The organism is Amycolatopsis kentuckyensis, assembly GCF_041679295.1.
In the GTDB taxonomy this organism is placed as follows: Bacteria; Actinomycetota; Actinomycetes; order Mycobacteriales; family Pseudonocardiaceae; genus Amycolatopsis; species Amycolatopsis kentuckyensis_A.
The window spans coordinates 418652-445050 of the sequence record NZ_JBGDMD010000002.1; the positions used below are offsets into that span (position 1 = coordinate 418652).

General features: G+C 70.7%; 22 protein-coding genes and 1 pseudogene. 15 read left to right on the forward strand and 8 right to left on the reverse strand.

The features are described 5' to 3' along the window. Positions 1 to 3: 3 nt before the first annotated feature. The 3 genes from ACERZO_RS08070 to ACERZO_RS08080 are packed head-to-tail and all read right to left on the reverse strand — an operon-like array spanning position 4 to position 2941. Positions 4 to 882 carry an ABC transporter permease gene (locus tag ACERZO_RS08070; protein WP_372663860.1) on the reverse strand — a complete coding sequence of 293 codons (879 nt, stop codon included), beginning with the start codon at positions 880 to 882 and terminating at the stop codon, positions 4 to 6. After that, positions 879 to 1853 (reverse strand): ABC transporter ATP-binding protein, encoded by a 975-nt coding sequence (locus tag ACERZO_RS08075; protein WP_372663862.1) that lies wholly within the window; start codon positions 1851 to 1853, stop codon positions 879 to 881. The genes ACERZO_RS08070 and ACERZO_RS08075 overlap by 4 nt, the downstream gene beginning before the upstream one ends. Continuing rightward, complete coding sequence (locus ACERZO_RS08080; protein ID WP_372663864.1) at positions 1850 to 2941, reverse strand: LolA family protein; 1092 nt, start codon at positions 2939 to 2941, stop codon at positions 1850 to 1852. The genes ACERZO_RS08075 and ACERZO_RS08080 overlap by 4 nt, the downstream gene beginning before the upstream one ends. A gap of 148 nt (positions 2942 to 3089) precedes the next feature. Here ACERZO_RS08080 and ACERZO_RS08085 point away from each other — a divergent pair, with 148 nt between their 5' ends. Genes ACERZO_RS08085 through ACERZO_RS08095 form a run of 3 tightly spaced genes read left to right on the forward strand, consistent with a single transcriptional unit; the run spans position 3090 to position 5544 of the window. Further along, positions 3090 to 3806 (forward strand): response regulator transcription factor, encoded by a 717-nt coding sequence (locus ACERZO_RS08085; protein ID WP_372663866.1) that lies wholly within the window; start codon positions 3090 to 3092, stop codon positions 3804 to 3806. Beyond that, complete coding sequence (locus ACERZO_RS08090) at positions 3803 to 5143, forward strand: sensor histidine kinase (RefSeq protein ID WP_372663868.1); 1341 nt, start codon at positions 3803 to 3805, stop codon at positions 5141 to 5143. Before ACERZO_RS08085 ends, ACERZO_RS08090 begins: the two co-directional genes overlap by 4 nt. Before the next feature lie 11 nt (positions 5144 to 5154). Beyond that, positions 5155 to 5544, forward strand: coding sequence for a (deoxy)nucleoside triphosphate pyrophosphohydrolase (locus tag ACERZO_RS08095; RefSeq protein WP_372663870.1), 390 nt, complete (start codon positions 5155 to 5157; stop codon positions 5542 to 5544). Positions 5545 to 5563: 19 nt separating this feature from the next. On the opposite strand, the gene trpS is transcribed toward ACERZO_RS08095, so the two are convergent. Further along, the gene (gene trpS, locus ACERZO_RS08100) at positions 5564 to 6529 is read right to left on the reverse strand and encodes a tryptophan--tRNA ligase (protein WP_372663872.1); all 966 of its coding nucleotides are present in this window, start codon (positions 6527 to 6529) and stop codon (positions 5564 to 5566) included. A gap of 213 nt (positions 6530 to 6742) precedes the next feature. On the opposite strand from trpS, the gene ACERZO_RS08105 reads away from it, so the two are divergent. Further along, the gene (locus ACERZO_RS08105) at positions 6743 to 7042 is read left to right on the forward strand and encodes a YciI family protein (protein WP_086677642.1); all 300 of its coding nucleotides are present in this window, start codon (positions 6743 to 6745) and stop codon (positions 7040 to 7042) included. Between the two features lie 3 nt (positions 7043 to 7045). Here the strand turns inward: ACERZO_RS08105 and ACERZO_RS08110 are convergent, their stop codons facing one another. Beyond that, complete coding sequence (locus ACERZO_RS08110; protein WP_166641800.1) at positions 7046 to 7195, reverse strand: hypothetical protein; 150 nt, start codon at positions 7193 to 7195, stop codon at positions 7046 to 7048. 194 nt (positions 7196 to 7389) lie between these two features. Between ACERZO_RS08110 and typA the strand changes: the two genes are divergently transcribed. The 6 genes and pseudogenes from typA (at position 7390) to ACERZO_RS08140 (ending at position 16740) form a co-directional block, all read left to right on the forward strand. Continuing rightward, positions 7390 to 9315, forward strand: a complete 1926-nt coding sequence (gene typA, locus ACERZO_RS08115) for a translational GTPase TypA (protein WP_372663875.1) — start codon at positions 7390 to 7392, stop codon at positions 9313 to 9315. 371 nt (positions 9316 to 9686) lie between these two features. Further along, complete coding sequence (locus ACERZO_RS08120) at positions 9687 to 11423, forward strand: ABC transporter family substrate-binding protein (protein WP_372663877.1); 1737 nt, start codon at positions 9687 to 9689, stop codon at positions 11421 to 11423. 285 nt (positions 11424 to 11708) lie between these two features. After that, entirely contained in the window at positions 11709 to 13520 is a 1812-nt protein-coding gene (locus tag ACERZO_RS08125) for an ABC transporter family substrate-binding protein (RefSeq protein WP_372663879.1), read from the forward strand. Between the two features lie 186 nt (positions 13521 to 13706). Further along, positions 13707 to 14723, forward strand: a complete 1017-nt coding sequence (locus ACERZO_RS08130) for an ABC transporter permease (protein ID WP_372663881.1) — start codon at positions 13707 to 13709, stop codon at positions 14721 to 14723. Beyond that, positions 14716 to 15645 (forward strand): ABC transporter permease, encoded by a 930-nt coding sequence (locus tag ACERZO_RS08135; RefSeq protein WP_372663883.1) that lies wholly within the window; start codon positions 14716 to 14718, stop codon positions 15643 to 15645. Before ACERZO_RS08130 ends, ACERZO_RS08135 begins: the two co-directional genes overlap by 8 nt. A gap of 79 nt (positions 15646 to 15724) precedes the next feature. Then, positions 15725 to 16740 (forward strand): annotated as a pseudogene (locus tag ACERZO_RS08140) (ABC transporter permease). Positions 16741 to 16808: 68 nt separating this feature from the next. Here the strand turns inward: ACERZO_RS08140 and ACERZO_RS08145 are convergent. Continuing rightward, positions 16809 to 18590 carry an ABC transporter ATP-binding protein gene (locus ACERZO_RS08145; RefSeq protein WP_372663885.1) on the reverse strand — a complete coding sequence of 594 codons (1782 nt, stop codon included), beginning with the start codon at positions 18588 to 18590 and terminating at the stop codon, positions 16809 to 16811. A 113-nt stretch (positions 18591 to 18703) separates the two neighbouring features. Here ACERZO_RS08145 and mshB point away from each other — a divergent pair, with 113 nt between their 5' ends. The 3 genes from mshB to ACERZO_RS08160 are packed head-to-tail and all read left to right on the forward strand — an operon-like array spanning position 18704 to position 20707. After that, positions 18704 to 19549, forward strand: a complete 846-nt coding sequence (mshB, locus tag ACERZO_RS08150; RefSeq protein WP_372663887.1) for an N-acetyl-1-D-myo-inositol-2-amino-2-deoxy-alpha-D-glucopyranoside deacetylase — start codon at positions 18704 to 18706, stop codon at positions 19547 to 19549. Beyond that, positions 19546 to 19938: a hypothetical protein gene (locus tag ACERZO_RS08155; protein ID WP_372663889.1), complete on the forward strand. Its 393-nt coding sequence runs from the start codon at positions 19546 to 19548 to the stop codon at positions 19936 to 19938. The genes mshB and ACERZO_RS08155 overlap by 4 nt, the downstream gene beginning before the upstream one ends. Beyond that, a complete protein-coding gene (locus ACERZO_RS08160) occupies positions 19931 to 20707 on the forward strand; it encodes a hypothetical protein (protein WP_372663891.1) in 777 nt (258 codons plus the stop codon). Before ACERZO_RS08155 ends, ACERZO_RS08160 begins: the two co-directional genes overlap by 8 nt. 259 nt (positions 20708 to 20966) lie before the next feature. On the opposite strand, the gene ACERZO_RS08165 is transcribed toward ACERZO_RS08160, so the two are convergent. Then, a complete protein-coding gene (locus ACERZO_RS08165; RefSeq protein WP_372664588.1) occupies positions 20967 to 21728 on the reverse strand; it encodes a site-2 protease family protein in 762 nt (253 codons plus the stop codon). 263 nt (positions 21729 to 21991) lie between these two features. Here ACERZO_RS08165 and ACERZO_RS08170 point away from each other — a divergent pair, with 263 nt between their 5' ends. Both ACERZO_RS08170 and ACERZO_RS08175 read left to right on the forward strand, forming a co-directional pair. Further along, positions 21992 to 22279, forward strand: coding sequence for a WhiB family transcriptional regulator (locus ACERZO_RS08170; protein WP_167379630.1), 288 nt, complete (start codon positions 21992 to 21994; stop codon positions 22277 to 22279). Positions 22280 to 22411: 132 nt separating this feature from the next. Beyond that, on the forward strand, positions 22412 to 25696 hold the full coding sequence (locus ACERZO_RS08175) for a glycosyltransferase (RefSeq protein ID WP_372663893.1): 3285 nt from the start codon (positions 22412 to 22414) through the stop codon (positions 25694 to 25696). A gap of 189 nt (positions 25697 to 25885) precedes the next feature. On the opposite strand, the gene ACERZO_RS08180 is transcribed toward ACERZO_RS08175, so the two are convergent. Then, positions 25886 to 26350, reverse strand: coding sequence for a metallopeptidase family protein (locus ACERZO_RS08180; RefSeq protein ID WP_364384953.1), 465 nt, complete (start codon positions 26348 to 26350; stop codon positions 25886 to 25888). Between the last annotated feature and the right edge of the window lie 49 nt (positions 26351 to 26399).

The window sequence follows — 26399 nt, forward strand, 5'->3', positions numbered from 1 at the left end:
ACCTCAGCCGTCGCGAGTGGACAGGCGGGCGTAGGCCAGGGAAAGGCCGATCACGATGTAGCACGCCGCCCGCAGGGCGCCCTCGCCCAGCAGCTGGCCGCCCATCGGGTCCTGCAGCACCTCCGCCGGTGCCATCGACCAGTTCTGCGTCAACAGGAACGGGTGCAGCCAATCCAGGGACGTCAAGAACCCGAGGATCGTGAACACGATGTCGGCCGCCAGGACCGACGCCACCACCAGCATCGGGTGTTCCGTCCAGCTGGAGATCGCCAGCGCCACCGCGCCGACCGCCCACAGCTGGAGCACCACCCAGCCCGCCACCAGCAGGATGCGGGCCAGCGCGCCGCCCAGGGACAACGTCGTGCCCGACAAAGTGAACAGCGAATCCGTGCCGTTGATGATCAGGCCGGTCACCACGCCCGTCACGCACATCGCCAGCACCGATACCACCGACACCGTCGCGACGCCGAACGCCTTGACCGCCAGCAGGCGGCCCCGGCCGACCGGGGCGATCAGCCAGCCGCGCAGCGTGCCGTGCGCCGTCTCGCCCGCGATCGCGTCCGCGCCCGCCATCGCCGAGGCCAGCGGCAGCAGCAACGCCAGGGACATCACGATCGCCGCGATCGGCAGCACGAACGCGTTGTTCACCGCGGACGCCAGCAGCGCTCCGCCGCCGTCGTCCGGGCCGCCGCCCTGCGAGCCCGCGTCGTCCACCAGCGTCAGGCCGATGCCGATCACGATCGGGATCAGCGCCAGCAGCCCCAGCACGGCCAGCGTGCGCGGCCGCCGGAAGATCCAGCGCAGCTCCGCGGCCAGCAGCCGCGGCAACGGCACCGTGTCGTGGCCCGTGCGGGCCGCCGGTGCCTCCAGGACCGCCGTCATTCCGCCCCCTCCGTGAGCCGCGCGAACAGGTCTTCCAGCCCGGTGCGGGCCCGCGTCGCCTCGTGGACCGCGACCCCCGCGCCCACCAGGACCTGCAGCACGCGCGGAGCTTCGGTCGCCGTGAGGTCGGCGCGGACACCGTCCGGGGTGAGCCGGACGCCGATCCGGTGCTCGCGCAGCACCTCCACCGCCTTCTCCGCGTCCGGCGTGCGGACCAGCAGCGCCGCGTTGCCGGACTCCAGCAGCTCGGCCAGCTCGCCCTGCGCGACGACGTTGCCGGCCTGCAGCACGGCCACGTGCGTGCACGTCGCCTCCACCTCGGCCAGCAGGTGCGACGACACCAGAACCGTGACGCCGGCCGCGTGCAGCTCGGCGACGATCCTGCGGATCTCCCTGGTACCCGCAGGATCGAGGCCGTTGGTCGGCTCGTCGAGCACGACCATCTTCCGCGGCACGAGCAACGCCGAAGCGAGCCCGAGCCGCTGCTTCATGCCGAGCGAGTAGCCCTTGTAGCGCCGCCGCGCCGCGCCGGTCAGCCCGACGCGCTCCAGCGCGGAATCCACCGCCGCCGGGATCCCGGCCGACGTCAGCCGCGGTTCCGCCGCGGCGAAGCGCAGCAGGTTGTCGCGCCCGGACAGGAACGGGTGGAAGCCCGGCCCCTCGACCAGCGCGCCGACGTCCGGCAGCGCGTGCGCCGCGGCGTCCGGCATCGGCCGGCCGAGCAGCTCGACCTCGCCCTCGGTCGGCCGGACCAGGCCGAGCAGCATCCGGATGGTGGTCGTCTTGCCCGAGCCGTTCGGCCCGAGCATCCCGACGACCGCGCCCTCCGGGATGTCGAGGTCGACGTGGTCGACCGCGACCGTGCTGCCGTAGACCTTGCGCAACCCCCGCGTGCGCGCGGCCAGCGGGACCGCCGGGGCGGACGCCTCCGAAGAGACGTCCGCCCCGGACTCGATGGCCGTGCTGGTCACTTCTGACCCAGCGCTTCGTACAGAACCTGCTCCGGCACCGCGCCGGCGGCGAAGCGGCCGTCGTCGGTCAGCACCGCGCTGCCCACCTTCGTGGTGACGAGGTAGCCGCTGCCCCAGGCGCCGTTGACCTTCTTGGCGAACCGCTCGAGCAGCGCCTTCGGGTCCGCGTTCCGGCCATCGCGACCGTTCTGCTGCTTCGGCGCCGCGTTCAGCGCGTCCGCCGGGACCTTGCCGGTGATGACGGTGTCCCAGCCGTCGCCGACGACCTTGACGTCGTCCTTCGCCTGCTCGGCGAGGGCCTTGTCCTGGTCGTCGATCGTCGGCGTCTTCTCCTGCACCTTCGCGCCCTTCGGCGGGGTGAAGGTGAAGAGGTCGGCCGGCTGCTGCGTGAACTGGATCTCGCTGAACGCGACCTCGAGCGCCGGCGTCGACGTGCCGTTGCTCAGCACCGACACCCGCAGCGGCATCCGCGTCTGCGAGTCGACCGCGACGCGGATCTCGCGCAGCAGCGTCCGCTCGCTCGGCTTCGGCGTCAGGACCAGCTCGTAGGCCGGGCGGTCGGCGACGGTCGCGGTGCCGTCGACCGACACCGTGCTGCTCTCGCGGACCTTCGCCAGCAGCTCGGTCGACGCCGCGACCGGGTCGGCCAGCTTCTCGCTGCCCGCGCCCTTCTGCTTGGCGACGTCGGCCGGGATGGTCACCTTGGTCGCGGTGTTCGTCTTGGAGCTGTAGTCCCAGACGGTCGTGCCGTCGTGGACCACGGTCTCCTGGCTCGCGCCCTGCGTGGCGGCCAGGCGGCTCTTGCCGGCGCCGTCGCTGAAGATGTGCGCCGAGTCGATGTTCAGCGCGGACGCCCCCGGGATCGCGCTCCCCACCGACGGCAGCCCCAGGTCGTTGCTGATCTTGACGGTGCCGTCGAACGCGCCCGGCTTGGCCTTCATGACCGACTGCACCAGGTCTTCGGCGCTCACCTGCGGCAGCGCCGGCTTGTCGTCGGCGCTGGCCGGCATCGCGATGAACGCGAGCCCGCCCGCACCGAGCGCGGTGCCGACGACCGCGGCGGTGATGCCCTTCGTCTTCGGTTTCATGCGTCTCTCCCTGTGGTGTTCCCGGGCTCGAGTGTGCCCGGCTTCCCGGCACCGACGCTTCCCTCTCGAGACTGAGATACCCCTGAAGGTTCTCCCTCTCCGGCTGAGATCGTGCTGAGAGCTGACGCAGGACCTGCGCAAACCGGCCATGATGAACGACGTGAAACCTCGGGTGCTGGTGGTCGACGACGAACCGGGCGTGCGGAAAGCACTGCAACGCGGGCTGCGGGCGGAGGACATGGACGTGGTCACCGCCGCGGACGGCCCCACCGGGCTGCAGCTGGCGAGCACGGGCTCGTTCGACGTCATCCTGCTCGACATCATGCTGCCGGGCCTGTCCGGCTACCGCGTGCTGGAACGCCTGCGCAAGGACGGCGTCATGACGCCGGTGCTGCTCGTCTCGGCCAAGGACGGCGAGATCGACCAGGCCGACGGCCTCGACCTCGGCGCCGACGGCTACCTCGTCAAGCCGTTCTCCTTCGTCGTGCTGGTCGCGCAGGTCCGCGCGACCCTGCGCCGCGCCGGGCCGGAAGCGGGCCGCGGCACGCTGCGGCTGGGCGCGCTGGCGGTCGACCGCGGGCTGCGGCAGGTGCACTGGAACGGCGAAGAGGTCGGGCTGAGCCCGCGGGAGTTCGCGCTGCTCGAGGTGCTCGTCGGGCGGGCCGGCACGGTCGTCACGAAGGACGAGCTGCTGCGCGCGGTCTGGGGCGAGGAGCAGGCGGTCACGCGCAACCTCGTCGAGGTGTACGTCGGATACGTCCGGCGCAAGCTGGACGCCGTCGGCGCCGGCGCGCTGCTGCGGACGGTGCGCGGGCACGGCTACCTGGCCTCCGACGCGCAGCTCGACGAGGTCATCACGCCGTGAGCTCCTGGTGGCGGGGCCGGTCCCTGCAGGTCCGGATCACCCTGCTGGCCGCGACGATCACCCTGGCCTGCCTGCTCGGGCTGGCCGCGCTGGCCGCGTCGAACCTCTCCCCGCTGCTCATCGGCTCGGTCGACCGCGAGCTCTCGGCCGCGCTCGGCCCGGCCGGCGCCGACGTGAGCGCCGGACGCCCGCTGTCCGGCGCGGCGCCGGTGACGCTGCGGGTGCTCGACATCGCGGGGACCCCGGTCGACGGCGGCACCCCCACCGGCCTCGCGCCGTCGGACGTCTCGACGCTCAAGGCCGGGCAGCCGGTCCAGCGCGACGGCGCGCGCTACCTGGGGACGGTCGTCAGCGCGCCCGACGGGTCGCAACGGCTGGTCGTCGCCGGGGCCGGGCTGGTCGGGTTCTCCGCGGCGGTGCACTACGGCGGCGTGTGGCTGGTGGTCGTCGCGTCGGTCGGGGCGCTGGTCGCCGGGTTCGCGACGTGGCTGGTGGTCCGGCTGTCGCTGCGGCCGGTGGCGCGCATGCGGGGTTCGGTGCGCGCGCTGCCGCCGGGGGCGAGGCTGGCACTGCCCGACTCGCACGACGAGCTGCGCGCGCTGGCGGAGGAGTTCAACGCGCTGCTCGAGCGGCAGGAGCAGGCGAGCGACCGGCTCCGGCGCTTCACCGGCGACGCGGCGCACGAGCTGCGGTCGCCGGTCGCGTCGATCCGGGTGCAGGCCGAGGTCGCGGTGACCAACCCGGATCCGGAGCTGTCCCAGGAGACGCTGTCGGACATCCTGACCGAAGCCGAACGGCTGTCGTCGCTGCTGGACGGCCTGCTGTCGCTGGCCCGGTCGGACGCGGGGGAGGTGCCCGCGGCGGAACCGGTCGAGCTGGTCAGCGAAGTGCGCGCGGCGGTCGCGCGGCTGCCGGCGGGGGCGCCGCAGACGCGGGTCAGCAACGCGGTCGCGCAGGCGTGGGCGTCGGCCGCGCACGCCGAGGTCGAGCTGGTGCTCGACAACCTGCTGCGCAACGCGTGCCGCTACGCGCGCGGGGAGATCGTGGTGTCGGTGCTGGCGTCGCGGTCGTCGGTCCGGGTGGTGGTCGACGACGACGGCCCGGGCATCGCACCGGAGCACCGCGAGAAGGTGTTCGACCGGTTCTACCGGATCGCCGACGACCGGGCGCGGTCGTCCGGCGGGACGGGACTGGGGCTGGCGATGGTGGCGGAGACGGTCCGGCGCCGGGGTGGCCGGGTCCAGGTCGGCGAGTCCCCGGACGGCGGGGCGCGGTTCGTGGTCGTCTGGCGCGCGGACGGCAGCGGCGAGACGGCCCGCCGCGGGGCTTCCGGGTAGATTCCGGGGCTGTGAACGGTGTGATCGTGGGTGCCGCCCTGGTGCGGGACGGCAAGCTGCTCGCCCAGCAGCGGGCCTGGCCGCCGAAGCACTCCGGGCAGTGGGAGCTGCCCGGTGGCCGCGTCGAACCCGGGGAGTCCGAGGCCTTCGCGCTCGCCCGCGAGTGCAGCGAGGAGCTCGACGTCGTCATCGAGGTCGGGCGGCGGGTCGGCGAGGACGTCGAACTGCCCGGCGGGAAGGTCCTCCGCATCTACGCCGCGAAGCTCGTTTCGCCCGGTGAGGAACCGCGGGCCGTCGAGCACCTCGCCGTGCGCTGGCTCGGGCCCGACGACCTCGACGACGTCGACTGGCTGCCCGCCGACCGCATCCTGCTCCCGGCCTTCCGGGAGCTGCTCTCCTGAGCCGGGAGCAGGACGCTCTTCAATTCGCGCCGATCATCCGCAGCGCCGCGTCGAGCCGGTGCGAACCGCGCTCGCGAGCCCGCTCCGCGCCGGCCTTGCGGACCCGGTCGAGCTCCGCGACGTCGTCGAGCAGCGTTAACGCTCGTTCACGCAGGGGGTGGAGCTCCTCGATCACCGCGTCCGCGACGGCGTCCTTCACCGCGCCGTACGACGTGAACTCCGAGGCCAGCTCCGCCGGCTCGCCACCCCGGCACGCCGCCAGGACCTCCAGCAGGTTCGCCATCCCCGGCCGGGTGTCCGGCGCGTGCACCGGGACCGTCCCGCCGTCGGTGACCGCGCGGCGGATCTTGCGACGGACCTGGTCGGGCTCGTCGAGCGCGAACACCACGCCCGCCGCGTCCCGCGCCGACTTCGACATCTTGCGCGTCGGGTCCGCGAGGTCCTTCACCCGCGCACCCGCCGGCGGGAGCACCGCCCGCGGGATGGTGAACACGTCGCCGTACGTGCCGTTGAAGCGCTTGGCGAGCGTGCGCGTCAGCTCGACGTGCTGGCGCTGGTCCTCGCCGACCGGCACCTCGTCCGCGCCCTGCAGCAGGATGTCCGCGGCCATCAGCGCCGGGTACGTCAGCAGCGACAACCGCACCCCGGCCTGGCCTTTGGACTTCTCCTTGAACTGGATCATCCGGGCGGCCTCGCCGTAGTTGCAGGTGCACTCCAGGACCCACGTCAGCGCGCCCAGCTCGCGGGCGAGGTCGGACTGGACGAACACCCGCTCTGGGTCGATGCCGGCGGCGATCAGCACCGCCAGCTGTTCGTGCGCCAGTGACCGGAGTTTCGCCGGGTTGTGCGGCGTCGTCATGCCGTGCAGGTCGGCGACGAAGTACAGGTCGTCCGCGCCGCCTTCGCGAGCCCAGCGACGCACGGCGCCGAGGTAGTTGCCGAGGTGGACGTGGCCGGACGGGGTGATGCCGGACAGCTTGCTCATGGGATTCCTTCCGAGGTGGGACCACCCCGGAGAAGGCATGAAAAAGGCCGCCCGTCCGGGGCGGCCGCTGGTGATCAGCGCAGGACTGGATCGGCCGCCGTGGGCGGCCACCAGCTGGACGTCTGCGCGTGCATACACCGAGCTTAGCCGAGACCGTCACCACTTCGCATCGTCCGGACGCGGAAGGCGGCGAGCGGAGTTACGGTCTTAGCCATGTATGTCGTCCTGCTGAACTACACGGCCCCGATCGAGGAAATCGACTACGCGCTCCCGGACCACGCCGAGTGGCTGAACAAGCAGTACGAGCACGGCCACTTCCTGGCGTCCGGGCGGCGGAACCCGCGCACCGGCGGCGTGATCATCACGCGCCCGATGTCCCGCGGGAAGCTCGACGCCATCCTGGCGTCCGACCCGTTCTGCGTGAAGCACCTGGCGCAGTACGAGGTCATCGAGTTCTCGCCGACGAAGACCGCGCCGGAGCTCCGGCTGCTCAACGAGGCCGTGCCCCACTAGAACTCAAGCGGCCAAGTCCAGCTTCGCCTTCTTCAGAGCCAATACCGGGCACTTCTTGCAGCGAGGCTTCGACCGGCAGCACTTCTTCTTGACCTTGCCGGCCTTCATCAGCTTGCGCACGACCTTTCGCGGGTCGTCGTGCTTCTTGCCCACGCGCACGCACCTTCCGGATCGGCGACCTCCACCGGGTTTCCACGTTAGGCCAGCCTAACCGCCAGGGGGGCGTGGGGCCGCTCACAATGGGGTGGCAGGTATCCTGGGTGAGGTCCGCGTGTGACCAGAGCCGGTCACGGGATGCCTGAACGGCTTGCGCGGCCACCCACCCCTTGAAGTTCAGGAGTTCTCGCGTGCCCGCAGCCAGCGCTACCGTCGAAACCGGCCGGCCGACCGGTAAGACCCGGCCCGACCTGCGCAACGTCGCGATCGTCGCCCACGTCGACCACGGCAAGACCACGCTCGTGGACGCGATGCTGCGCCAGTCCGGCGCCTTCGCCGAGCGGGCCGAGCTCGTCGACCGCGTGATGGACTCCGGTGAGCTCGAGCGGGAAAAGGGCATCACCATCCTCGCGAAGAACACCTCGATCCACCGCCAGACGCCCGAGGGCCAGGTGACGATCAACGTCATCGACACCCCCGGCCACGCCGACTTCGGCGGCGAGGTCGAGCGCGGCCTGGCCATGGTCGACGGCGTCGTCCTGCTGGTCGACGCGTCCGAGGGCCCGCTGCCGCAGACCCGGTTCGTGCTCCGCAAGACCCTCGAAGCCGGCCTGCCGGTGATCCTGCTGGTCAACAAGACCGACCGGCCGGACGCCCGGATCGCCGAGGTCGTCGAGGAGACCCACGACCTGCTGCTCGAGCTGGCCAGCGACATCGAGGACGCCGACCACGACGCGATCCTCGACCTCCCGGTCGTCTACGCCTCCGCGCGCGCCGGCAAGGCGAGCCTGGAGCAGCCCGCCGACGGTGAGATCCCCGAGAGCGAGAACCTCGACCCGCTGTTCGACACCCTGCTCCGGCACGTGCCGCCGCCGGCCGCCGACCTCGACGCGCCGCTGCAGGCGCTGGTCACCAACCTCGACGCGTCCAACTTCCTCGGCCGCATCGCGCTGATCCGCATCCACGCCGGCAAGCTGCGCAAGGGCCAGACCGTGGCCTGGATGCGCGAAGACGGCACGACGCAGAACGTCCGCATCTCCGAGCTGCTCGTCACCGAGGCGCTCACCCGCGTCCCGGCGACCGAGGCCAGCGCGGGCGAGCTCGTCGCCATCGCGGGCATCCCGGACATCACGATCGGCGACACCCTCGCCGACTCCGAGAACCCGGTGGCGCTGCCCCGGATCACCGTCGACGAGCCCGCGATCTCGATGACCATCGGCGTCAACACCTCGCCGCTGGCCGGGCGCAACGGCGGCGACAAGGTCACCGCGCGGCTGGTCAAGGCCCGCCTCGACCAGGAGCTGATCGGCAACGTCTCGATCCGCGTCCTGCCGACCGAGCGCCCCGACACCTGGGAGGTCCAGGGCCGTGGCGAGCTGGCGCTGGCCATCCTCGTCGAGCAGATGCGCCGCGAGGGCTTCGAGCTGACCGTCGGCAAGCCGCAGGTGGTCCTGCGCACGATCGACGGCAAGCTGCACGAGCCGTTCGAGCGCCTCTACATCGACTCGCCGGAAGAGCACCTCGGCGCGATCACCCAGCTCCTGGCCGCCCGCAAGGGCCGCATGGAGGACATGAGCGGCAACGGCACCGGCCGGATCAAGCTGGAGTACGTGCTCCCGTCGCGCGGCCTGATCAGCTTCCGCACCGACTTCCTCACCGAGACCCGCGGCACCGGCATCGCGAACCACGTGTTCGAGGGCTACTTCCCGTGGGCGGGCGAGATCCGCACCCGGCACAGCGGCTCGTTGGTCGCCGACCGCACCGGCCCGGTCACCGCGTACGCGATGATCCAGCTGGCCGACCGCGGCACGTTCTTCGTCGAGCCGGGCGCCGAGGTGTACGAGGGCATGGTCGTGGGCGAGAACCCGCGCTTCGAGGACCTCGACATCAACATCACCAAGGAGAAGAAGCTGACCAACATGCGTCAGTCCTCCGCCGACGTGATGGAGACGCTGGCCCGCCCGCGCAAGATGGGCCTTGAAGAGGCGCTGGAGTTCTGCTCGGTCGACGAGTGCGTCGAGGTGGCGCCGGACGTCGTCCGCGTCCGGAAGGTCACTTTGGACGTCAATACCCGCGCGAAGGAGCGTTCGCGCGCGAAGAGCCGCGACAACTCCTGATCGGCGAATAGCGAAAAAACCTCCCGGTGTTCTCCATCGGGAGGTTTTTTCGTTGCTCATCCGTCACCCTGGGTGGATAATAGGCCGACGGGACGTCACGAATTCCGCTGTTCTTCTCCTTATATCTTTATAGGGGTCGATGGCTGGTGTGCACCACCGCGTGAATCCCGCACCGTGTCCCGCGCGTGTTCGTTCCGCCGTTCCGGAACGGTCCGGGAACCCGGACGGTGCTCCGCGCGTCCTTTCCCATAGCGGCACCCCAGGGGTGCCGGACCCGGCCGATCCGGGTGTGGGAATCTCGGTTCCGGCGGCGGACTCGGTCGTGGGAGCATGGCTGACCCGATCGGGGAGAGTCTGGGGAGGAACGGGGCGTGCGGGTGAATCGCAAGGCGGTGCCGGTGCTGGCGCTCGCGACCGTGCTGGTCACCGCCTGCTCGAACACCCCGCCGCCACCGGTGGTGTCGTCGTCCGTGCCGCCCGCCTCGACCACCGGGAAGACGCCGTCGCAGATCGTCGTCGGGGTCGACGACGTGCTCGGCGGGTACAACCCGCACAACCTGGCCGACTCTTCGCAGGTCACCTCGGCGCTGTCGCAGCTGCTGCTGCCCTCTGTGTTCCGCCAGAAGGACGACGGCAGCACCCAGCTCGACAAGAACCTCATGAAGTCCGCCGAGGTGGTCTCGCAGCAGCCGTTCGTGGTCGCCTACGAGATCCGGCCGGACGCGTCCTGGTCCGACGGCGCGCCCATCGCCGCCGAGGACTTCGACTACCTGCGCACCCAGATGCGCGACCAGCCCGGCGTGATCGAGCCCGCCGGCTACCGGCAGATCACCGACCTGCAGTCCCGCGAAGGCGGCAAGCGCGTCGAGGTCACCTTCGCCAAGCCGTACCCCGGCTGGCAGACGCTGTTCTCCGACCTGCTGCCCGCCCACCTGCTCAAGGACGCCCCCGACGGCTGGCGCGGCGCGCTCGCTTCGAACTTCCCGGCCATCGCCGGCCCGTTCTCGATCAAGAGCCTCGACACCGCGCGCGGCGAAGTCATCCTCGAGCGCAACGAGCGCTACTGGGAGAAGCCCGCCGCGATCGACCGGATCGTGCTGCGCCGCTCGGACCCGCAGACGCTGCTGGCCGCGCTGCAGAGCGGCAACGACCAGTTCGCGCTGGCCAGGACCACCGGCGACCAGCTCAAGCGGCTCGGCGACCTCGGCCCGGCCGTCAAGCTGCACACCGTGGCCCGGCCGCTGGTGGCCGACGTGCTGCTGCGCCCGGTCAGCGCCACCCTGCAGGATGCCCAGGTACGGGCCGGGATCGCCGCGCTGATCGACCGGACCAAGCTGATCACCGAGGGCGTCAACGGCGGCCCGTCGTCGCAGCTGCACGCCGACGCGCAGGTGACGGCGCCGTCGGTGAAGGGCTACGCGGCGACCATCCCGCCCGGCCCGCCCACCGCGCCCGACGTCGCGAAGGCCGAGCAGTCGCTGAAGGCGGCGGGCTACGCCAAGACCGCGGGCACCTGGCGCAAGAACGGCAAAGCGCTTTCGCTGGTCATCGCCTCGCCGGGCACCCAGGAGCCGTACGCGACGATCGCCAAGGAGCTCACCGGCCAGCTGGCCGCGCAGGGCGTCGAGGTCAACGCGATCACGCCGCAGCCGCGCGACCTGTTCAGCGGCCTGCTCGCGATGCCCGTCGTCTCCGGGGTCCAGCAGCCGACCGGCGACTCGGCGGGCAACGTCGGCGTCGACATCGCGGTCGTGCCGCAGGCGGTGGGCGGCGACACGGCGTCGGTGCTCGCCTCGACCTTCGGCTGCCGCCCCGAGCAGACCGCCGCCGGCGCCGACCGGACGAAACCCGTCGTTCCGGGCAATTCCGCCGGGTTCTGCGATCCGGCGCTGCAGCCGTCGATCGACGCGGCGCTGTCCGGTTCGACGCCGATCGCCGAGGCGCTGACCACCCTCGAGCCTGAACTTTGGCGCCAGAACGTGGTGATTCCGCTGTTCCAATCGGCTGACACCCTGGCGATCGGTTCGGGCATCTCGGGCGTAACCCCCGGTCCACCGATGGTGGGCCCGTTCGGGTCCGCCGTGAACTGGACTCGCGGCCCGAAGTAATCGCTCGGCTACGCATTCAGTACTACCGGGTGATCTTGACGCACGCCTTCGAGTGGGACCCGATGAATCCGTGAGGTAACCGTCGTATTTCTGGATGTCGGCTGGAAGTCACCCTTTGGTCACGATCGACCCTGAACTGGTGACTGTCGGTGCTTTTCCTTTCTAGCGTGCTCCCGCAGTGCGCCAGTTGAGTGTCGCTTGGCGTGTCGTAGGCTCCGGCACCAAACCGGAGCGGTGTGGGTCCTTGTCACAATTCAAGGACTCAGTGCTAGGAGGGCACACTTCATGAGGAGAACCAAAGCAGTCTCCGCCTTGTCGCTCGTCGCAGGCGCCTCGCTGCTGCTGAGCGCCTGCAGCGGTGGCGACTCGGGCTCGGGCAGCACCGACCAGAACGGGTCGTCGACCGACGTCAAGTCGATGGCGGTCGGCAAGGCCGAGCAGGGTGACACGTTCAAGCTCGCGGACGTCAAGGGCTGGGACGGCACGGTCACGGTCGGGATCGACGACGGGTACTCCGGGTACAACAACAACACCCCGGACACCAACAGCTCGTACAACACCTACATCTTGACCGCCGTCCTCGAAGACTCCTTCGTCCTCGACGGCAACAACAAGATCCTGCTCAACAAGGACATGTTCGACTCGGTCGACGTGACCTCCAAGGACCCGCAGGTCGTCACCTACAAGATCCGGCCGAACCTCAAGTGGTCGGACAACGAGGCCTTCGACTGCAAGGACCTGTACCTGAACTGGCTGTCGCAGAGCGGCCAGGCGAAGGGCACGGACGGCAAGAACCCGTTCAACGCCGCTTCGACCACGGGTTACGACAAGATCAAGACCGCCACCTGCAAGGACAACCTGACCTTCGAGACGGACTACAGCGAGCCGTACCTCGACTACAAGGGCCTGTTCTCCGGCGTCTCGATCCTGCCGGCGCACATCCTCGAGAAGCAGACGAACATCCCGGACATCACCAAGCTGGCGCCGACCGGCGACCCGGCCCTGCTGTCCAAGGCCGGCGACTTCTGGACGAACAAGTGGAAGGGCTTCGACAAGGCCCTCATGCCGGCTTCCGGGCCGTACATGATCGACTCGTTCGACGCCAACCAGAAGTCCGTCACGCTGGTGAAGAACCCGAACTGGGCGGGCGGCAAGGGCGGCCCGGCCAAGATCGTGGTCCGCGCCATGGAAGACACCAAGGCCATGGCGACCGCGCTGCAGAACGGTGAGATCGACGTCGCGGCGTCGACCCAGCCGGACGCCACCGCGGCCAACACGATGAAGGGCCTCTCGGCCCAGGGCGTGACCTACGGTTCGGCCCCGCAGCTGACCTACGAGCACCTTGACCTGCAGTTCAACCGCATGTTCAAGGACGACGCGCTCCGCAAGGCGTTCTTCGAGGTCGTCGACCGCAAGGCGATCACCGACAAGCTGCTCAAGGAAGTCCAGGCCGACGCGGCCCCGCTGAACTCGATCGTGTTCTTCCAGGGTGAAGAGGGCTACACCGACCTGTACGGCAGCAAGGCCGGCCTGGGTGCCGAGGCGGCGGCGAAGACGCTGACCGACGCGGGCTGGGCGAAGGGTGCCGACGGCATCTTCGCCAAGGGTGGCCAGCGGGCTTCGTTCAAGATCACGCACAACCAGAACGCCCGCCGCAGCCAGACCGTCGAGATCATCATCTCGCAGGCCAAGGCGGCCGGTATCGAGGTCAAGGACGAGACCGACGCCAACTTCCTCAAGGGTGGCCGCGTTTCGACCGGTGACTACGACATCGCGCTGTTCGGCTGGTCGTCGGCGCCGTTCAAGTCGCAGTCGCGCTCGATCTACGTCTGCCCGAACAACGGTGGCGACCAGAACTACCAGAACCTGTGCGACCCGAAGATCGACTCGGCCTTCACCGAGGCCGTGAAGGCGACGGACGAGCAGGTCAAGCTCCAGAGCTACCAGGCCGCCGACAAGGCCATCGCGGACAAGTACGCGACGCTCCCGCTGTTCCAGACGCCGAGCATGTGGGCGTTCAAGGGCATCGACCGCGTGTACATGCAGTCCTACAACGGTGTCCTGTGGAACGCCGGCGAGTGGGAGCAGAAGAAGTAGGGCTCGTCCCGACTCTTCTTTCCCCTCGTTCCAGATGACCTGGGAGGTACCGGGGTCCGGCCACGAGCCGGGCCCCGGTACCCACCGGAAGTAGCTGTTGACCGTAGGGTTACCCCCACTACGGTAGACAACCGGGTAGCGGTCCAGCGCACTTCTGACGACCAGGCCCGGATGAGGAGCAGTTCGTTGAACCTGGTGATCTACATCCTTCGCCGTCTGGCGATATCGATTCCCGTCCTGCTGGTCGGGACCTTTTTGTCGTTCGTGATGGTCGCCGCCACCGGTGACCCGCTCGGCGAGCTCCGCAACAACCCGCAGCTGAGCAAGGACGCGATCGACGCGCTCTCCCACAAGCTGGGCCTGGACCAGGGTGTCGTGCCGCGGTACTTCAGCTGGCTCGGGGACTTCCTCCAGGGCGACTGGGGCACGTCCATCGCGCAGGGCAACGCGCTGCAGCCGGTCGCGCCGAAGGTGATGGCGGCGTTCGGCGTCACGTTCAAGCTGGTCGTCGGAGCCGAGATCCTCGCGCTGATCATCGGCATCATCGTCGGCGTCCTCGCCGCGGTGAAGCAGTACTCGATCGTCGACTACCTGGCCACCACGCTGGCCTTCCTGCTGTTCTCGATGCCGATCTTCTGCATCGCGATCGTGCTGAAGAACTACGCGATCGAGATCAACGGCTGGGTCCGCGACCTCGGCCTGCAGGACGTCCTCGGCAATCCGTGGCTACGCACGACCAGCCCCGAGCAGCTGAGGACGGACGGCGTCGGGGACTTCATAACGAGCACCATCGGCGCCTACCTGCTCCCGACGCTGTCGATCATGGCGATCAGCTTCGCCGCGTACAGCCGGTTCCAGCGGGCCTCGATGCTCGAGGTGATGGGCTCGGACTACGTGCGCACCGCGCGCGCCAAGGGTCTCGCGAACGGCCGGGTCATCTTCCGGCACGCGTTCCGCAACGCCCTGATCCCCGTGACCACGCTGTTCTCGGTGAACTTCGGCTCGGTCCTCGCCGGCGCGATCATCACCGAGACGGTGTTCAACTGGCACGGTATGGGCACATTGCTGGTGGAAGCCGTCAACAAGAACGACACTCAGGTGATGATGGGCTGGCTCGTGGTCATCGCCACCAGCGTGATCATCGCCAACCTGATCGCCGACCTGGTGTACGGCATCCTGGACCCGAGGATTCGCGTTGGCTGACTTGAACTCCCTCCTCGCGAGCGAAACCGCGACCAAGGACGGCACGCTCCCGCCGGAGGCACTGCCCGAACCCCGGAGCCAGGGCAAGCTGGTGCTCCGGAAGTTCCTGCACCACAAGCTGGCCATGGCGTCGACCGCGGTGCTGGTGCTGATCGTGCTGCTCAGCATCATCCTGCCGCTGTTCTGGAAGCACAGCTACGAGGACAGCTCCTTCCCGTCCTTCGCCAAGCCGAGCGGCGACTTCCCGCTGGGCACCACGCAGGTCGGCAAGGACATGGTGTCGCAGATCCTGCGCGGCACCCAGTTCTCGCTGCTCATCGCGCTCACGGTGTCGATCCTGTCGACCGTGGTCGGCGTCGTGCTGGGTGCGCTGGCGGGCTACCTGCGGAGCTTCACCGACTCGGCGGTCTCGCGGGTGACGGACCTGTTCCTGATCATCCCGCAGATCGCCGCGGCGGCGATCCTGGCGAAGGTGTTCGGGAGCGGCTCCTGGTACATCGTCGCGCTGGTGCTGGCGGCGTTCGGCTGGATGCAGATCGCCCGGATCACCCGCGCCGAAGCGATGTCGCTGTCCCAGCGCGAGTTCGTCGACGCGGCGCGCGCTTCGGGTGCCGGCACGTTCCGGATCATCTTCAAGCACCTGGTGCCGAACATGGTCGGCAGCATCACGGTCAACGCGACCCTCGCGGTCGCGCAGGCCGTGCTGGCGGAAGCCGCGCTGTCGTTCATCGGCCTCGGTGTCCAGCTGCCCGACACCTCGCTGGGCCGCGTCATCCTGGAGAACTACGCCCAGCTGCAGACGCGGCCGGCGCTGTTCTTCGGGCCGTTCATCGTGCTCGTGCTGATTTCACTGACGATCAACTTCATCGGTGACGGTCTTCGCGACGCCTTCGACCCGCGGCAGCGGAGAATGAAGGCCTGAACGCCGACGCGGGGGTGACCGGTTCCGGTCGCCCCCGCGTCCGTTTTCGCGCGACGATCGCCGGACCTGGGGGTTTCGGATGAATCTCGTGCTCTACGTGCTCCGCAGGCTGGCCATCTCCGTCCCGGTCCTGCTGGTCGGCACCTTCCTCTGCTTCGTCATGGTGGCCAACACCGGCGACCCGCTCGGCGAACTGCGCAGCAAGCCGGGGATCAACCTCCAGGCGATCGCCGACACCGAGCACAAGCTCGGCCTCGACCAGGGCGTCGTCGCGCGGTACTTCACCTGGCTCGGCCACTTCCTCACCGGCGACTGGGGCATCTCCATCGCCCAGGGCAACGCGCTCCAGCCGGTGGCGCCCAAGGTGATGGCGGCCTTCAGGGTGACGCTCGAGCTGGTCCTGGCGGCGTCGATCCTGGCCTTGGTCTTCGGCGTGCTGGTCGGGGTGCTCGCGGCCGTCAAGCAGTACTCGATCTGGGACTACCTGGCGACGACGCTGGCGTTCCTGATGTTCTCGATGCCGATCTTCTGCATCGCCATCGTCCTCAAGGGGTACGCGATCCGCCTGAACGGCTGGGTGCGGGACCTGGGCCTGTCCGACGTCCTGGGTGACCCGTGGCTGCGCACGACGAGCCCGGAGAGCCTCACGGCGACCGGAGTGGGCGACGCGCTCGCGAAGTACGTCGGCGCGTTCCTGCTGCCGACGCTGTCGATCATGGCCATCACGTTCGCCGCGTACAGCCGCTTCCAGCGGGCGTCGATGCTGGAGGTCCTGGGCGCGGACTACGTCCGCACAGCGCGGGCGAAGGGCGTCTCGAACAGCCGCGTGATCTGGCGCCACGCGTTCCGCAACGCGCTGATCCCGGTGATGACGCTGTTCTCGGTCAACTTCGGCGCCACGGTGACGGGCGCGATCATCACGGAGACGTCTTCAACTGGCACGGCATGGGCACGCTCCTGGTGGAGGCGGTCAACAAGAACGACCCACAGGTGCTGATGGGCTGGCTGGTGGTGATCGCGGCGAGCGTGGTGATCGCGAACCTGGTCGCGGACCTGATGTACGGCATCCTGGACCCCCGCATCCGCGTCGGTTGACGCCCGGCCTCCGGAACGCCGAAGGGCCCCACCCGAACAACCGGGTGGGGCCCTTCGGCTTCAGTGCCTCAGTCGGCCACGGGGGCCAGCTTCCCGGCCTCCCAGGCCGCGCGGCGCTCGGCCTGCAGCACCGGGTCCGCCACCGGCGCCGCCGACAGGAGCCGGCGCGTGTAGTCCTGCTGGGGCGAGTGCAGCACCTGGTCGCGCGTGCCGACCTCGACGAGCTTGCCGTGCTGCATCACCGCGACGCGGTCGGCCAGCAGGTCGACCACCGCCAGGTCGTGGCTGATGAACAGGCACGCGAACTGCAGCGACTGCTGCAGGTCCAGGAACAGGTCCAGCACGCGAGCCTGCACCGACACGTCCAGCGCCGACGTCGGCTCGTCCGCGATCAGCAGCGCCGGGTCGAGGGACAGCGCACGCGCGATCGCCACGCGCTGGCGCTGGCCGCCGGACAGCTCGTGCGGGTAGCGGTTCATGTAGTGCCCGCCCAGCTCGACCTTGTCGAGCAGCGAGCGCACGCGGGCCGACAGCTCCTTGCCGGACAGCACCTTGTGCAGCACCATCGGCTCGGCGATCGACTCGCCGATCGTCATCTTCGGGTCCAGCGTCGACGCCGGGTCCTGGAACACGATCGAGAAGTACCGGCGAAGCGGGCGAAGCTCCTTCGCCGACATCTTCGTGATGTCCTTGCCCGCGATCGAGACCGTGCCCGACGTCGGGTCGAGCAGGCGGATGGCGCAGCGGCCGACCGTCGTCTTGCCCGAGCCGGACTCGCCCACCAGGCCGACGATCTCGCCCTTGGCGATGGTCAGCGAGACGTCGTCGACCGCGCGGTTCTTGCCCTGACCGCGGCGGCCCGGGTACTCGAGCACCAGGTTCTTGATCTCGAGGGCCGGTGCGGCCTCCTCGATCACGGCCTCGAGCTCCTCGTCGGCCAGCCGGATCTCCTCGGCGATCTTGGCCGCCTCGGTGCTGTCGGAGGCGATCCCGGCGTCGTCGAGCAGGCGACGGCCTTCGGGACGCTGGCCGAGCACCGGCACCGCGGCGAGCAGCCGCCGGGTGTAGTCCTCCTTCGGCGACGCGAACAGCTCGCGCACCGGCGCCTCTTCGACGATCTCGCCCTGGTACATCACGATGACGCGGTCGGCCATGTCGGCGACGACGCCCATGTCGTGGGTGATCAGCACGATCGCGGTGTCGAGGGTGTCGCGCAGCTTGCGCAGCAGGCCCAGGATCTCGGCCTGGACGGTGACGTCGAGGGCGGTGGTCGGCTCGTCGGCGATGATGACCTTCGGGTCGCACGCGATCGCCATGGCGATGACGACGCGCTGGCGCAGACCGCCGGAGAGCTGGTGCGGGTACTGCTTGAACCGCAGCGGCGGGTTCGGGATGCCGACCATGTCCAGCAGTTCGACGGCGCGCTTGTCCGCGGCGGCCTTCGAGATGTCCAGGTGCGAGCGCAGGGCCTCGCGCAGCTGCCAGCCGACCGTGTAGACCGGGTTCAGCGCGGTCATCGGCTCCTGGAAGATCATCGCGACCTGGTTGCCGCGGATCTTCTGCATGTCCTTCTCTTTGAGATCCGCCAGGTTGCGCTCGCCGAGGCGCAGCTCGCCGGCGATCTTGCTGGTCTTGGGCAGCAGGCCCAGCACCGACATCGACGTGACGGACTTGCCGGATCCCGATTCCCCGACCACGGCGACGATCTCGCCGGGCTTGACGTCGAAGCCGATGCCCTTGACCGCGTCGACGACGCCGTCTTCGGTCCGGAACGACACGCTGAGATCGGAGATCGACAGAACGGATCCGGACACGCCGGCGACGTCCGCCGAAGTTGCTTCAGTGCTCACCAAGATGCCCTTCGTGGGGGTACAGACGATCGCGACGCGGCGGTCGCGACTCGCGCGAGGATAACCGAGGGTGTCCCCGACTAAGGTCGGAGCACGGGAATTACGCTCAACCCGTGATCTCCCCGGTACCGCGCAGGCTGCTGCTCGTCCACGCCCATCCCGACGACGAGAGCATCACCACCGGCGCCACGATCGCACGATACGCCGCCGAAGGCGCCGAGGTGACCGTGGTGACCTGCACGCTCGGTGAGGAAGGTGAGGTCATGGCCGGCCTCGGCGAGCTGGCCGGGCTGGGCGCGTGGGCCGCCGACCAGCTGGGCGGCTACCGCGTCGCCGAGCTGCAGCGCGCGTGCGCCGCGCTGGGGGTGTCACGACATCGTTATCTGGGCGGGATCGGCCGGTGGCGCGATTCGGGCATGGCGGGCACGCCGTCGGCGTCGCACCCGCGGGCCTTCACCGGCGGCAGCGCCGAGGAGCAGGCCGCGCAGCTGACCGAGATCCTCGACGAGGTGCGGCCCCAGGTCGTCGTCACCTACGACGCCTTCGGCGGCTACGGCCACCCCGACCACATCCGCGCCCACGAAATCACGATGGCCGCGGCGCCGCGCGCGGAGTCGGTGGCGCGGGTGTTCCACACGGTGACGTCGCGTGACGCCGTCCGCGCCGGGCTGGCCGCGCTGCGTTCCCTGGGCGACACGGTGTTCGCCGTGCCGCCGGACGACGAGCTGCCCACGACGCCGGACGAGGAGATCACGACGTCGCTCGACGTCGCCGCGTACGTCCCGGCGAAGCTGGCGGCGCTGCGCGCGCACGCGACGCAGCTGGCCGTGGTCGACGGCGCCGTCCCGTACTTCGCGCTGACGAACGAGATCGCCCAGCCGATCCCGGCGCACGACTCCTTCGTCTTGGCGCACGGGCCGGCCGAGGGCGCCGCGGACGACCTGTTCGGCGGGCTGTGACCGTGCCGGAGCCCCTGACCTGGGACCAGCGGCTGCTGCTGGCGCTGCTCGTCCTCGACACGGTGTTGCTGGCCGTGCTGGAGCTGTTCTTCCTGCCGCTGCGGATCGGCGTCGTGCCGCTGCCGGTGACGGTCGTCGTCGGCGCCGTGACCACGCCGTGGCTGGTGTCGACGACGGCGAAGCTGGTGCGGCCCGGGCTTTCGTGGGTACCCCTGGCGGTGTGGGTGGTCGTCGTGTTCGGGCTCGGCCTGCTGGGCCCGGGCGGCGACCTGGTGCTGATCCAGGATTGGCGGGCGTTGGTGCTGCTCGGCGCGAGCGCGCTGCCGGGCGCGCTGGTGCTCGGCGGCGGGCTGGGCCAGGCGGCGGGAAGGAAACCGGGACGTGGCTGAGGCGATCTCCGACAAGCAGGTCGTGGCGGTGCTGCGGCCGTTCGTGCGGGCGTGCGGGCCGATGCTCGACGCGCTGCGCGAGTCCGACCCGTTCGGCCTGCAGGCGCGCGCGGGCGACGACCTGGCCGAGGTCGAGTCCGGCCTGAAGGCGAAGCTGATCCACGGCGTCACGTCGGTGAAGGTGCCGGGCACGGCGGCGTGGGCGCGGATGACGGGCTACGACCGGTCGAGCTGGTGGATGAACCGGGTGGGGCGCTTCACGGCGCTGCTGACGTCGATCCCGGGCCTGGGCGGCGCACTGGCCGACCGGCTCCCGGTGCAGGACACGCTGGGGGCGGCGTCGCAGGGACTGCTGTTGTGCGCGATCGCGGGCGAATACGGCGTGACGGACGTCGGCACGAGGGTCCGGCTCATCGCGTGGGTCCTGTTCGAGCGCGACATCGACGCGGACCTGGCGGCGGGCAAGCACCCGGAGCACGACGAAGCGGCGGAGGCGGACGAAGCAGCGCGCCTGACCGAGGATTTGACGGCATCGGAGAAGAAGCACGGCAAGGCGACGATCAAGGCCGCGGGCCGGACGCTGTGGCGGCTCGGCCGGGGGTTGCTCGGGATCACGGAGGAGCTGGAGAAGCGGCCGCGCGGGAACCTGTTCCACCGGGCGCTGGGCATGCTCCCGGTCGTGGGCGCGGCGGGTGACTACCTCGGCGAGCGGTCGGGGTTGCGGGAGGTCTGGAAGCGGGCGCACGTCTGGCTGACCGAGAACCGCTGATACCGCCTGCATCACCGCGGTCCGGTGTTGCGGCGGGTGCCGTCGAGGGGCGTGCGGCGAGCCGTGAGAACGGCTTGCCCGGTCGGGCCGCGGCCGCGCGGGAATTTCCTGCACCGGGCGATCTGCATGCTCCCGGTCGTGGGCGCGGCGGGCGACTACCTCGGCGAGCGGTCGGGGCTGCGGGAGGTCTGGAAGCGGGCGCACGTCTGGCTGACCGAGCACCGCACGTGATCTTCCCGCGCGGTGCCCGGCCCAAACCTCAGTTCCAGAACTGGAAGACGCTGAACCCGATCTGCGCACCGTCCACATAGCCGCCGAAGGCGCCGAAGATCGAGTACGACGCGTCCCACAACGCCGCGTTCGCGGGGCGGAAGAACCACAGGATCGCGAACAGGATGATCGGGGCCCACGGGCGGACCTTGGCGCCGATCTCGCGCGCCTGCGGGGGCAGGTACGGCTCGATCGCGCCCCAGCCGTCGAGGCCCGGGATCGGGAGGATGTTCAACAGGAACGTCACGATCTGCAGCAGCGCCAGGTACGACATCGCAATCACCAGGCCGCCCGCCATCGGGACCAGCGACACCACCAGCGCCAGCGCCGCGCCGACCGCGAGGTTGCTCAGCGGCCCGGCCAGCGACACCCACGACGACGTCGCGCGGTTGCGCAGCGCGCCCCGGTTGATCCAGACCGCGCCGCCCGGGAGGGGGATGCCGCCGATGATCAGGAAGATCAACGGCAGGATGATCGACAGGACGGGGTCGGTGTACTTCCGCACGTCCAGCGTGAGGTAACCCTTGTGGGCGACGCTGTAGTCACCGCCGCGGTAGGCGACCATCGCGTGGCCGAACTCGTGCAGCGACAGCGACGCCACCCAGCCGGCGGCGACGAAGATCACGACGCCGGCGATGAGCAGCGGGTCGCGGTCGCGGACGAAAACGGTGTTGATGTCACCGAACGCGGCCATCGCGCCGCCGGCAACGGTGAGCGCGAGGATGCCGAGGAAGACCGGGCTGGGGCGCACTGCTGACTTCTGCACGCTTCCAGTCTTCCGTATGCCCGGTGTGAAGTTACCGGCGTGTCCCCTTGCGCGATCGGGCCCGAACGTCCCCCGAACTCGCTACTCCGCTTGACCTGACCGCACTACACGGGTGTAATCACAGTGATGTCATTCGCCGCCTAGAGGGGACGGCGGGTGTCGTTTCACCACCGCCAGCCTGGGGAGTGCTAGGGAGCGAGGAGGCGGACGTGCGGTTGGAAGCCGATGGGAAGGAATGGGGGCACGTCATGAGTTGGGGCGAGATCCCGGAGCAGGCTCTGGGAGATCTCACCGAGCTCATCGATGCCACCGAAGAAGAGCAGGATTGGCAGGAACGCGCTCTGTGCGCGCAGACGGACCCGGAGGCGTTCTTCCCCGAGAAGGGCGGTTCCACCCGCGAAGCCAAGCGGATCTGCCTGGGCTGCGAGGTCAAGGACGAGTGCCTTGAGTACGCGCTGGCCCACGACGAGCGCTTCGGCATCTGGGGCGGTCTGTCCGAGCGGGAGCGTCGCAAGCTCAAGAAACGGGCCATCTAGAGGGGGAGTCACCGGTGATGCGTGGCGTCACCGGTGATTCCACGAGGTGAACACGGCGTGGGTTCACCACCGGGTGACGGACCGGGGCCGTAGGGTGGCCGCACCGACTCCCCGTCTGAACCGGAGTGTTCGTTGCCCCGCACCGCCGCGCCGCCCGTCCTGCGCACCGCGCCCGTTCTGGCCATTGTGGTCTGTCACAACGGCGAAAACTGGCTACCGCTGGCGCTTTCTTCGTTGCGCCGCAGCACTGTCCGGCCGCGGCACGTGCTCGCCGTCGACACCGGATCCACCGACGCCACCCCGCGGCTGCTCGCCGAAGCGGCCGCCGATCCCGGCCCGGATTCTTCGCCCGTGCTCTCCGGGGTCATCACACTTTCGAGCGATTCCGGCTTCGCCGCCGCGGTCGCCGAAGCCGTCGCGCACGCCACCGAGCGCTGGGGCGATCCCGGCTCGTGGCTGTGGCTGCTCCACGACGACTGCGCCCCCGAGCCCGACTGCCTCGACGAACTCCTGCGCGTCGCCACCAAAAACCCGTCGGCGACCGTGCTCGGCTCGCTCGGCCTCGACTGGACCGACCCGCGGCTGATCGTCGAAGCCGGTCTGTCCACCGACGCTTCCGGCCACCGTCAGCAGATCGCCGCCCTCGGCGAGGAACCCGCCGAGGTGCTCGCCGTGCCCAGCGCCGGCTCGCTCGTACGCCGCGACGCCTGGGACGACCTCGGCGGCTTCGACCCCGAATTCCCGTTGCTGCGCGAGGATCTCGACTTCGGCTGGCGCGCGAACGCCGCCGGCGGGCTCGTCCTCTCCGTGCCGACCGCGCGGGTGCGGCACGCGCGCGCCGTCACCACCGGGCAGCGCGCGGCCGACGCCGTCGCCACCCCGCTCGCGGCCGCGAACCGCGCCCACGGGCTGCGCGTGTTCCTCGTGAACTGCTCGCCGTTTTCCTTCTGGCTGGGCATGATCCGGCTCCCGCTGCTGTCGTTGCTGCGCGCGCTCGCCTTCGTCCTGCTGCGCCGCACCGGCGAAGCCCGCGCCGAATTCGCCGCGGCGACGTACCTCCTCAGTGGACGCGGCGGATTGCGCGCCGCCCGGGCCCGGCGACGGCGGAATCCGCGGCCGGGCACGGTTCGCGGGCTCTTCACCGGACGCGGGACGCGCCTGCGCAACGCCGTGCGCGCGGGCGTCGTCGGCCTGGTGCGCCGGGGCGTCGAGGAAGACGTCGCGCTCGGCCGTGTGCCCGAGACCGTCGAAACCGAATCCGCGTGGGTGACGCCGGAGGCGCTCGACGCGCGCGAGACCCGGCCGGTCGGGCCGGACGCGTTGCCGGCGGGTGCGCTGCGCGGGGTCAGCTCGCGCGGGTCCGGGCTGCGCAAGCCCGGCACGCTCGTCGCCGTCGCGCTGCCGGAAACCGTGGCGCCCGAAGCGGTCGCCGAAACCGAGGAGCCCGCGGAAGAACCGGAGCTCGTCTTCGTCGAGGTGAACCGCCGGCGCGTGCTCGCGGCGACGATCTTCGCGCCGCCGGTCGTGCTGCTCGTCGTGATGACCGCGCTCGGGCTGGTCGTCAACCGGGCCCGGCTGGGCCTCGACCTCTTCGGCGGCAAGCTGCTCCCGGTCGGGGGACTGGGCGAACTCTGGTCGTCGTACCTGACGCCGTGGCACGCGATCGCCGGCGGCACCGGCGCACCCGCGTCGGCGACGCTCCCGGTGCTCGGCACGCTCGGCGCGGTGTTCGCGCCGATCGGCGGCCCGGCCGCCCTGGTGGCGATCCTCCTCATCGGCGACATCCCGCTGGCCGCGCTGAGCGCGTACGCGGCGACGCGACGGCTGCGCGTGCGCCGCTGGGTCCGCGCGGTCGTCGCCGCGACTTACGCGTTGCTGCCCGCCGCGACCGCCGGCGTGGCGCAGGGCCGGCTCGACGTCGTCGTGGTGCACCTCGCGCTGCCGCTGGTGGCCGCCGGCATCGCCGGGCTGCTGGTCCGCGCGGACACGCGGTGGCTGCACGTGTCGGCGCTTTCGGCGTTCGGGGTGGCGCTGCTCGGCGCGTTCTCCCCGCTGGCACACGGGCTCGCGCTCGCCGGGCTGCTGATCGGGTTCGTGGTGCTGCCGGCGCCGACCGGGCTCGCGCGGCGCATCGCGTCGGTCGGCATCGTCGTGCTGCTGCCGCTGGCGCTGCTGCTGCCGTGGCCGACGGTCCTGCTGCGGCACCCGGAGCTGCTGGTGCAAGGGCTCGGTGGCGCGGCCGCGACGGTGTCCGGCACCGACCTCGCCGGCCTCGACCCCGGTGGCCCGGGCGCGTGGCCGATCGGCGTCGCGGTGATCGCGGCGGCGCTGATCGCGATCGTCGTCCGCCCGACGAAGCTCGCTGCTGGCGGGCTCGCCCTGGCGGCGCTCGGCGCGGGCGGCCTGGTCCTGGTGCGGCTGGTGACGGCGACGCCGATGCAGGGCGGCGCCGCGGCGCACGGCTACGCGGGCGTGCCGCTGCTGATCGTCGGCGCCGGGCTGCTGTGGGTCGTGCTCGGTTCGTGGCAGCGCGGCGGCTCGGCCGGGGTGCCGTCGCCGTGGCTGCCGAAGGTGTTCGCGGTCGCCGGGGTCGTGGTGTTCCTCGCGCTGGCGGCGGGCGCGGTGGCCGTCGGCGGGCAGGGACCGCTTCGCGCCGGCGATCGGCCTTCGCTCGCGCCGGAGGTTTCGGCCGAGCTCGCGGCTTCCGGCCGGTCGATCCTCGACCTGGAGACCGACGCCACCCGCCAGATCGGCGGCCGCCTGCCCCACTACGGCGACGACGAACTGGCGCCGACCCCCGGCACCCCGGCGCGGCTGGCGACGTGGCGCCGCGACCTCGGCCAGGGCGACGCGGCGGCGGTCCAGCGGACGTTCGCCGCCGCGGCGGCCGCGGGGGTGCAGTTCGTGGTCCTCCCGGCGGGCGTCGACCCGCAGGCGTACCCACCGCTGGCGAAGGACCTGGTCTCGGTGGCCGCGCCGACGTCCGACGGCCGGGGCGTGCTGCGCGTGCTCCCGCCGGCCGGCCAGGTGATCTTGATCTCGCCGGAGCAGGCCAAGGCGGCGGTCACGGGCGGCGGCGCGCCCGGGAACGCGCCAGGCGTGGCGCCGGTCCAGGCGGGGTTGCCGGACGTGCGGGTCCGGGTGTCCGACGGCCCGACCGGGCGGCTGCTGGTGCTCGCGGCGGAGCAGGAGGCGGGCTGGAAGGCTTCGGTGGCGGGTAAGAGCGTGCCGATCGTGCCGGCGTGGGGGCACCAGGTGGCGGTGTCCGTGCCGCCGGCGTCGTCCGAGGTGACGGTCGAGTTCCCGGGTACCGAGCGGAATCTGCTGTTGCTGGCTCAACTCGCGGCGGTGCTGTTCACGCTGCTGACGGCGGTTCCGGCTCGGCGGCGCTCCGAAACTGTCGGTGGTGCCCGGTAACGTGAAAACCGGGGGTCCCTCCACGCGCGCGGGTTGTGGGCTTGTAAGGGTTGTGGGCTTGTAGCCGGAGGAGCGCCCGTGCGGCTGGGCGGGTCCGACCTCCCCCGCCCCTCCGGTGGGATTCTCAGTTGGCGGTCGGCCTGCGTTGCCGGCTGCCGGTTCGCAGCGAGCACTCAGCAGAGCCTGGCGCTACTCGCCTTCGATGACGTCCGGTTCCACGCCCAGGTACCCCGCCACCTGCTCCACCAGCACGTCGTGCACCAGGTCCGCCAGCTCCGACGGGTCCTTCGCGCGCGCCTCGAGCGGGCGCCGGTACAGCACGATCCGGGCTCGCGTCGGCAGCCCCGTCCGGTCGACCCCGGCCGGGACCAGGCGTGACAGCGGTACCGCGCCGTCGTGCAGCACGCCGTCCGATGGCGCACGGCCGTTCTCGCGGACCTCGGGCACGTCGTCGACCGCCACGTCCAGCTTCGTCAGCTCGTGGCGCCAGCGGGCTTCGATCGGTTCCAGCGCGTCGAGCACCAGCGCGTCGAACCGCTCCGCGCGGCTCGCGGCGGCGGGCAGGGTCGCCGGGTACAGCGTCCCGCGCAGGCCCCGGCCGTGCCGGTCCCGTCGCGAACGCCGCCGCTGTCGGTAGTCACGAGCCGTCGCCACCCCGGAAGTCTATGCGGTCGGCGCGTCTCAGCGCGTGTCGCTCCTACTA

Bases quoted from the DNA above. Each gene is read 5' to 3' on its own strand.
- ACERZO_RS08070 (WP_372663860.1), bottom strand. From the start codon at position 882: ATGACGGCGGTCCTGGAGGCACCGGCGGCCCGCACGGGCCACGACACG.
- ACERZO_RS08080 (WP_372663864.1), bottom strand. From the start codon at position 2,941: ATGAAACCGAAGACGAAGGGCATCACCGCCGCGGTCGTCGGCACCGCG.
- ACERZO_RS08085 (WP_372663866.1), top strand. From the start codon at position 3,090: ATGATGAACGACGTGAAACCTCGGGTGCTGGTGGTCGACGACGAACCG.
- trpS (WP_372663872.1), bottom strand. From the start codon at position 6,529: ATGAGCAAGCTGTCCGGCATCACCCCGTCCGGCCACGTCCACCTCGGC.
- ACERZO_RS08105 (WP_086677642.1), top strand. From the start codon at position 6,743: ATGTATGTCGTCCTGCTGAACTACACGGCCCCGATCGAGGAAATCGAC.
- ACERZO_RS08125 (WP_372663879.1), top strand. From the start codon at position 11,709: ATGAGGAGAACCAAAGCAGTCTCCGCCTTGTCGCTCGTCGCAGGCGCC.
- ACERZO_RS08170 (WP_167379630.1), top strand. From the start codon at position 21,992: ATGAGTTGGGGCGAGATCCCGGAGCAGGCTCTGGGAGATCTCACCGAG.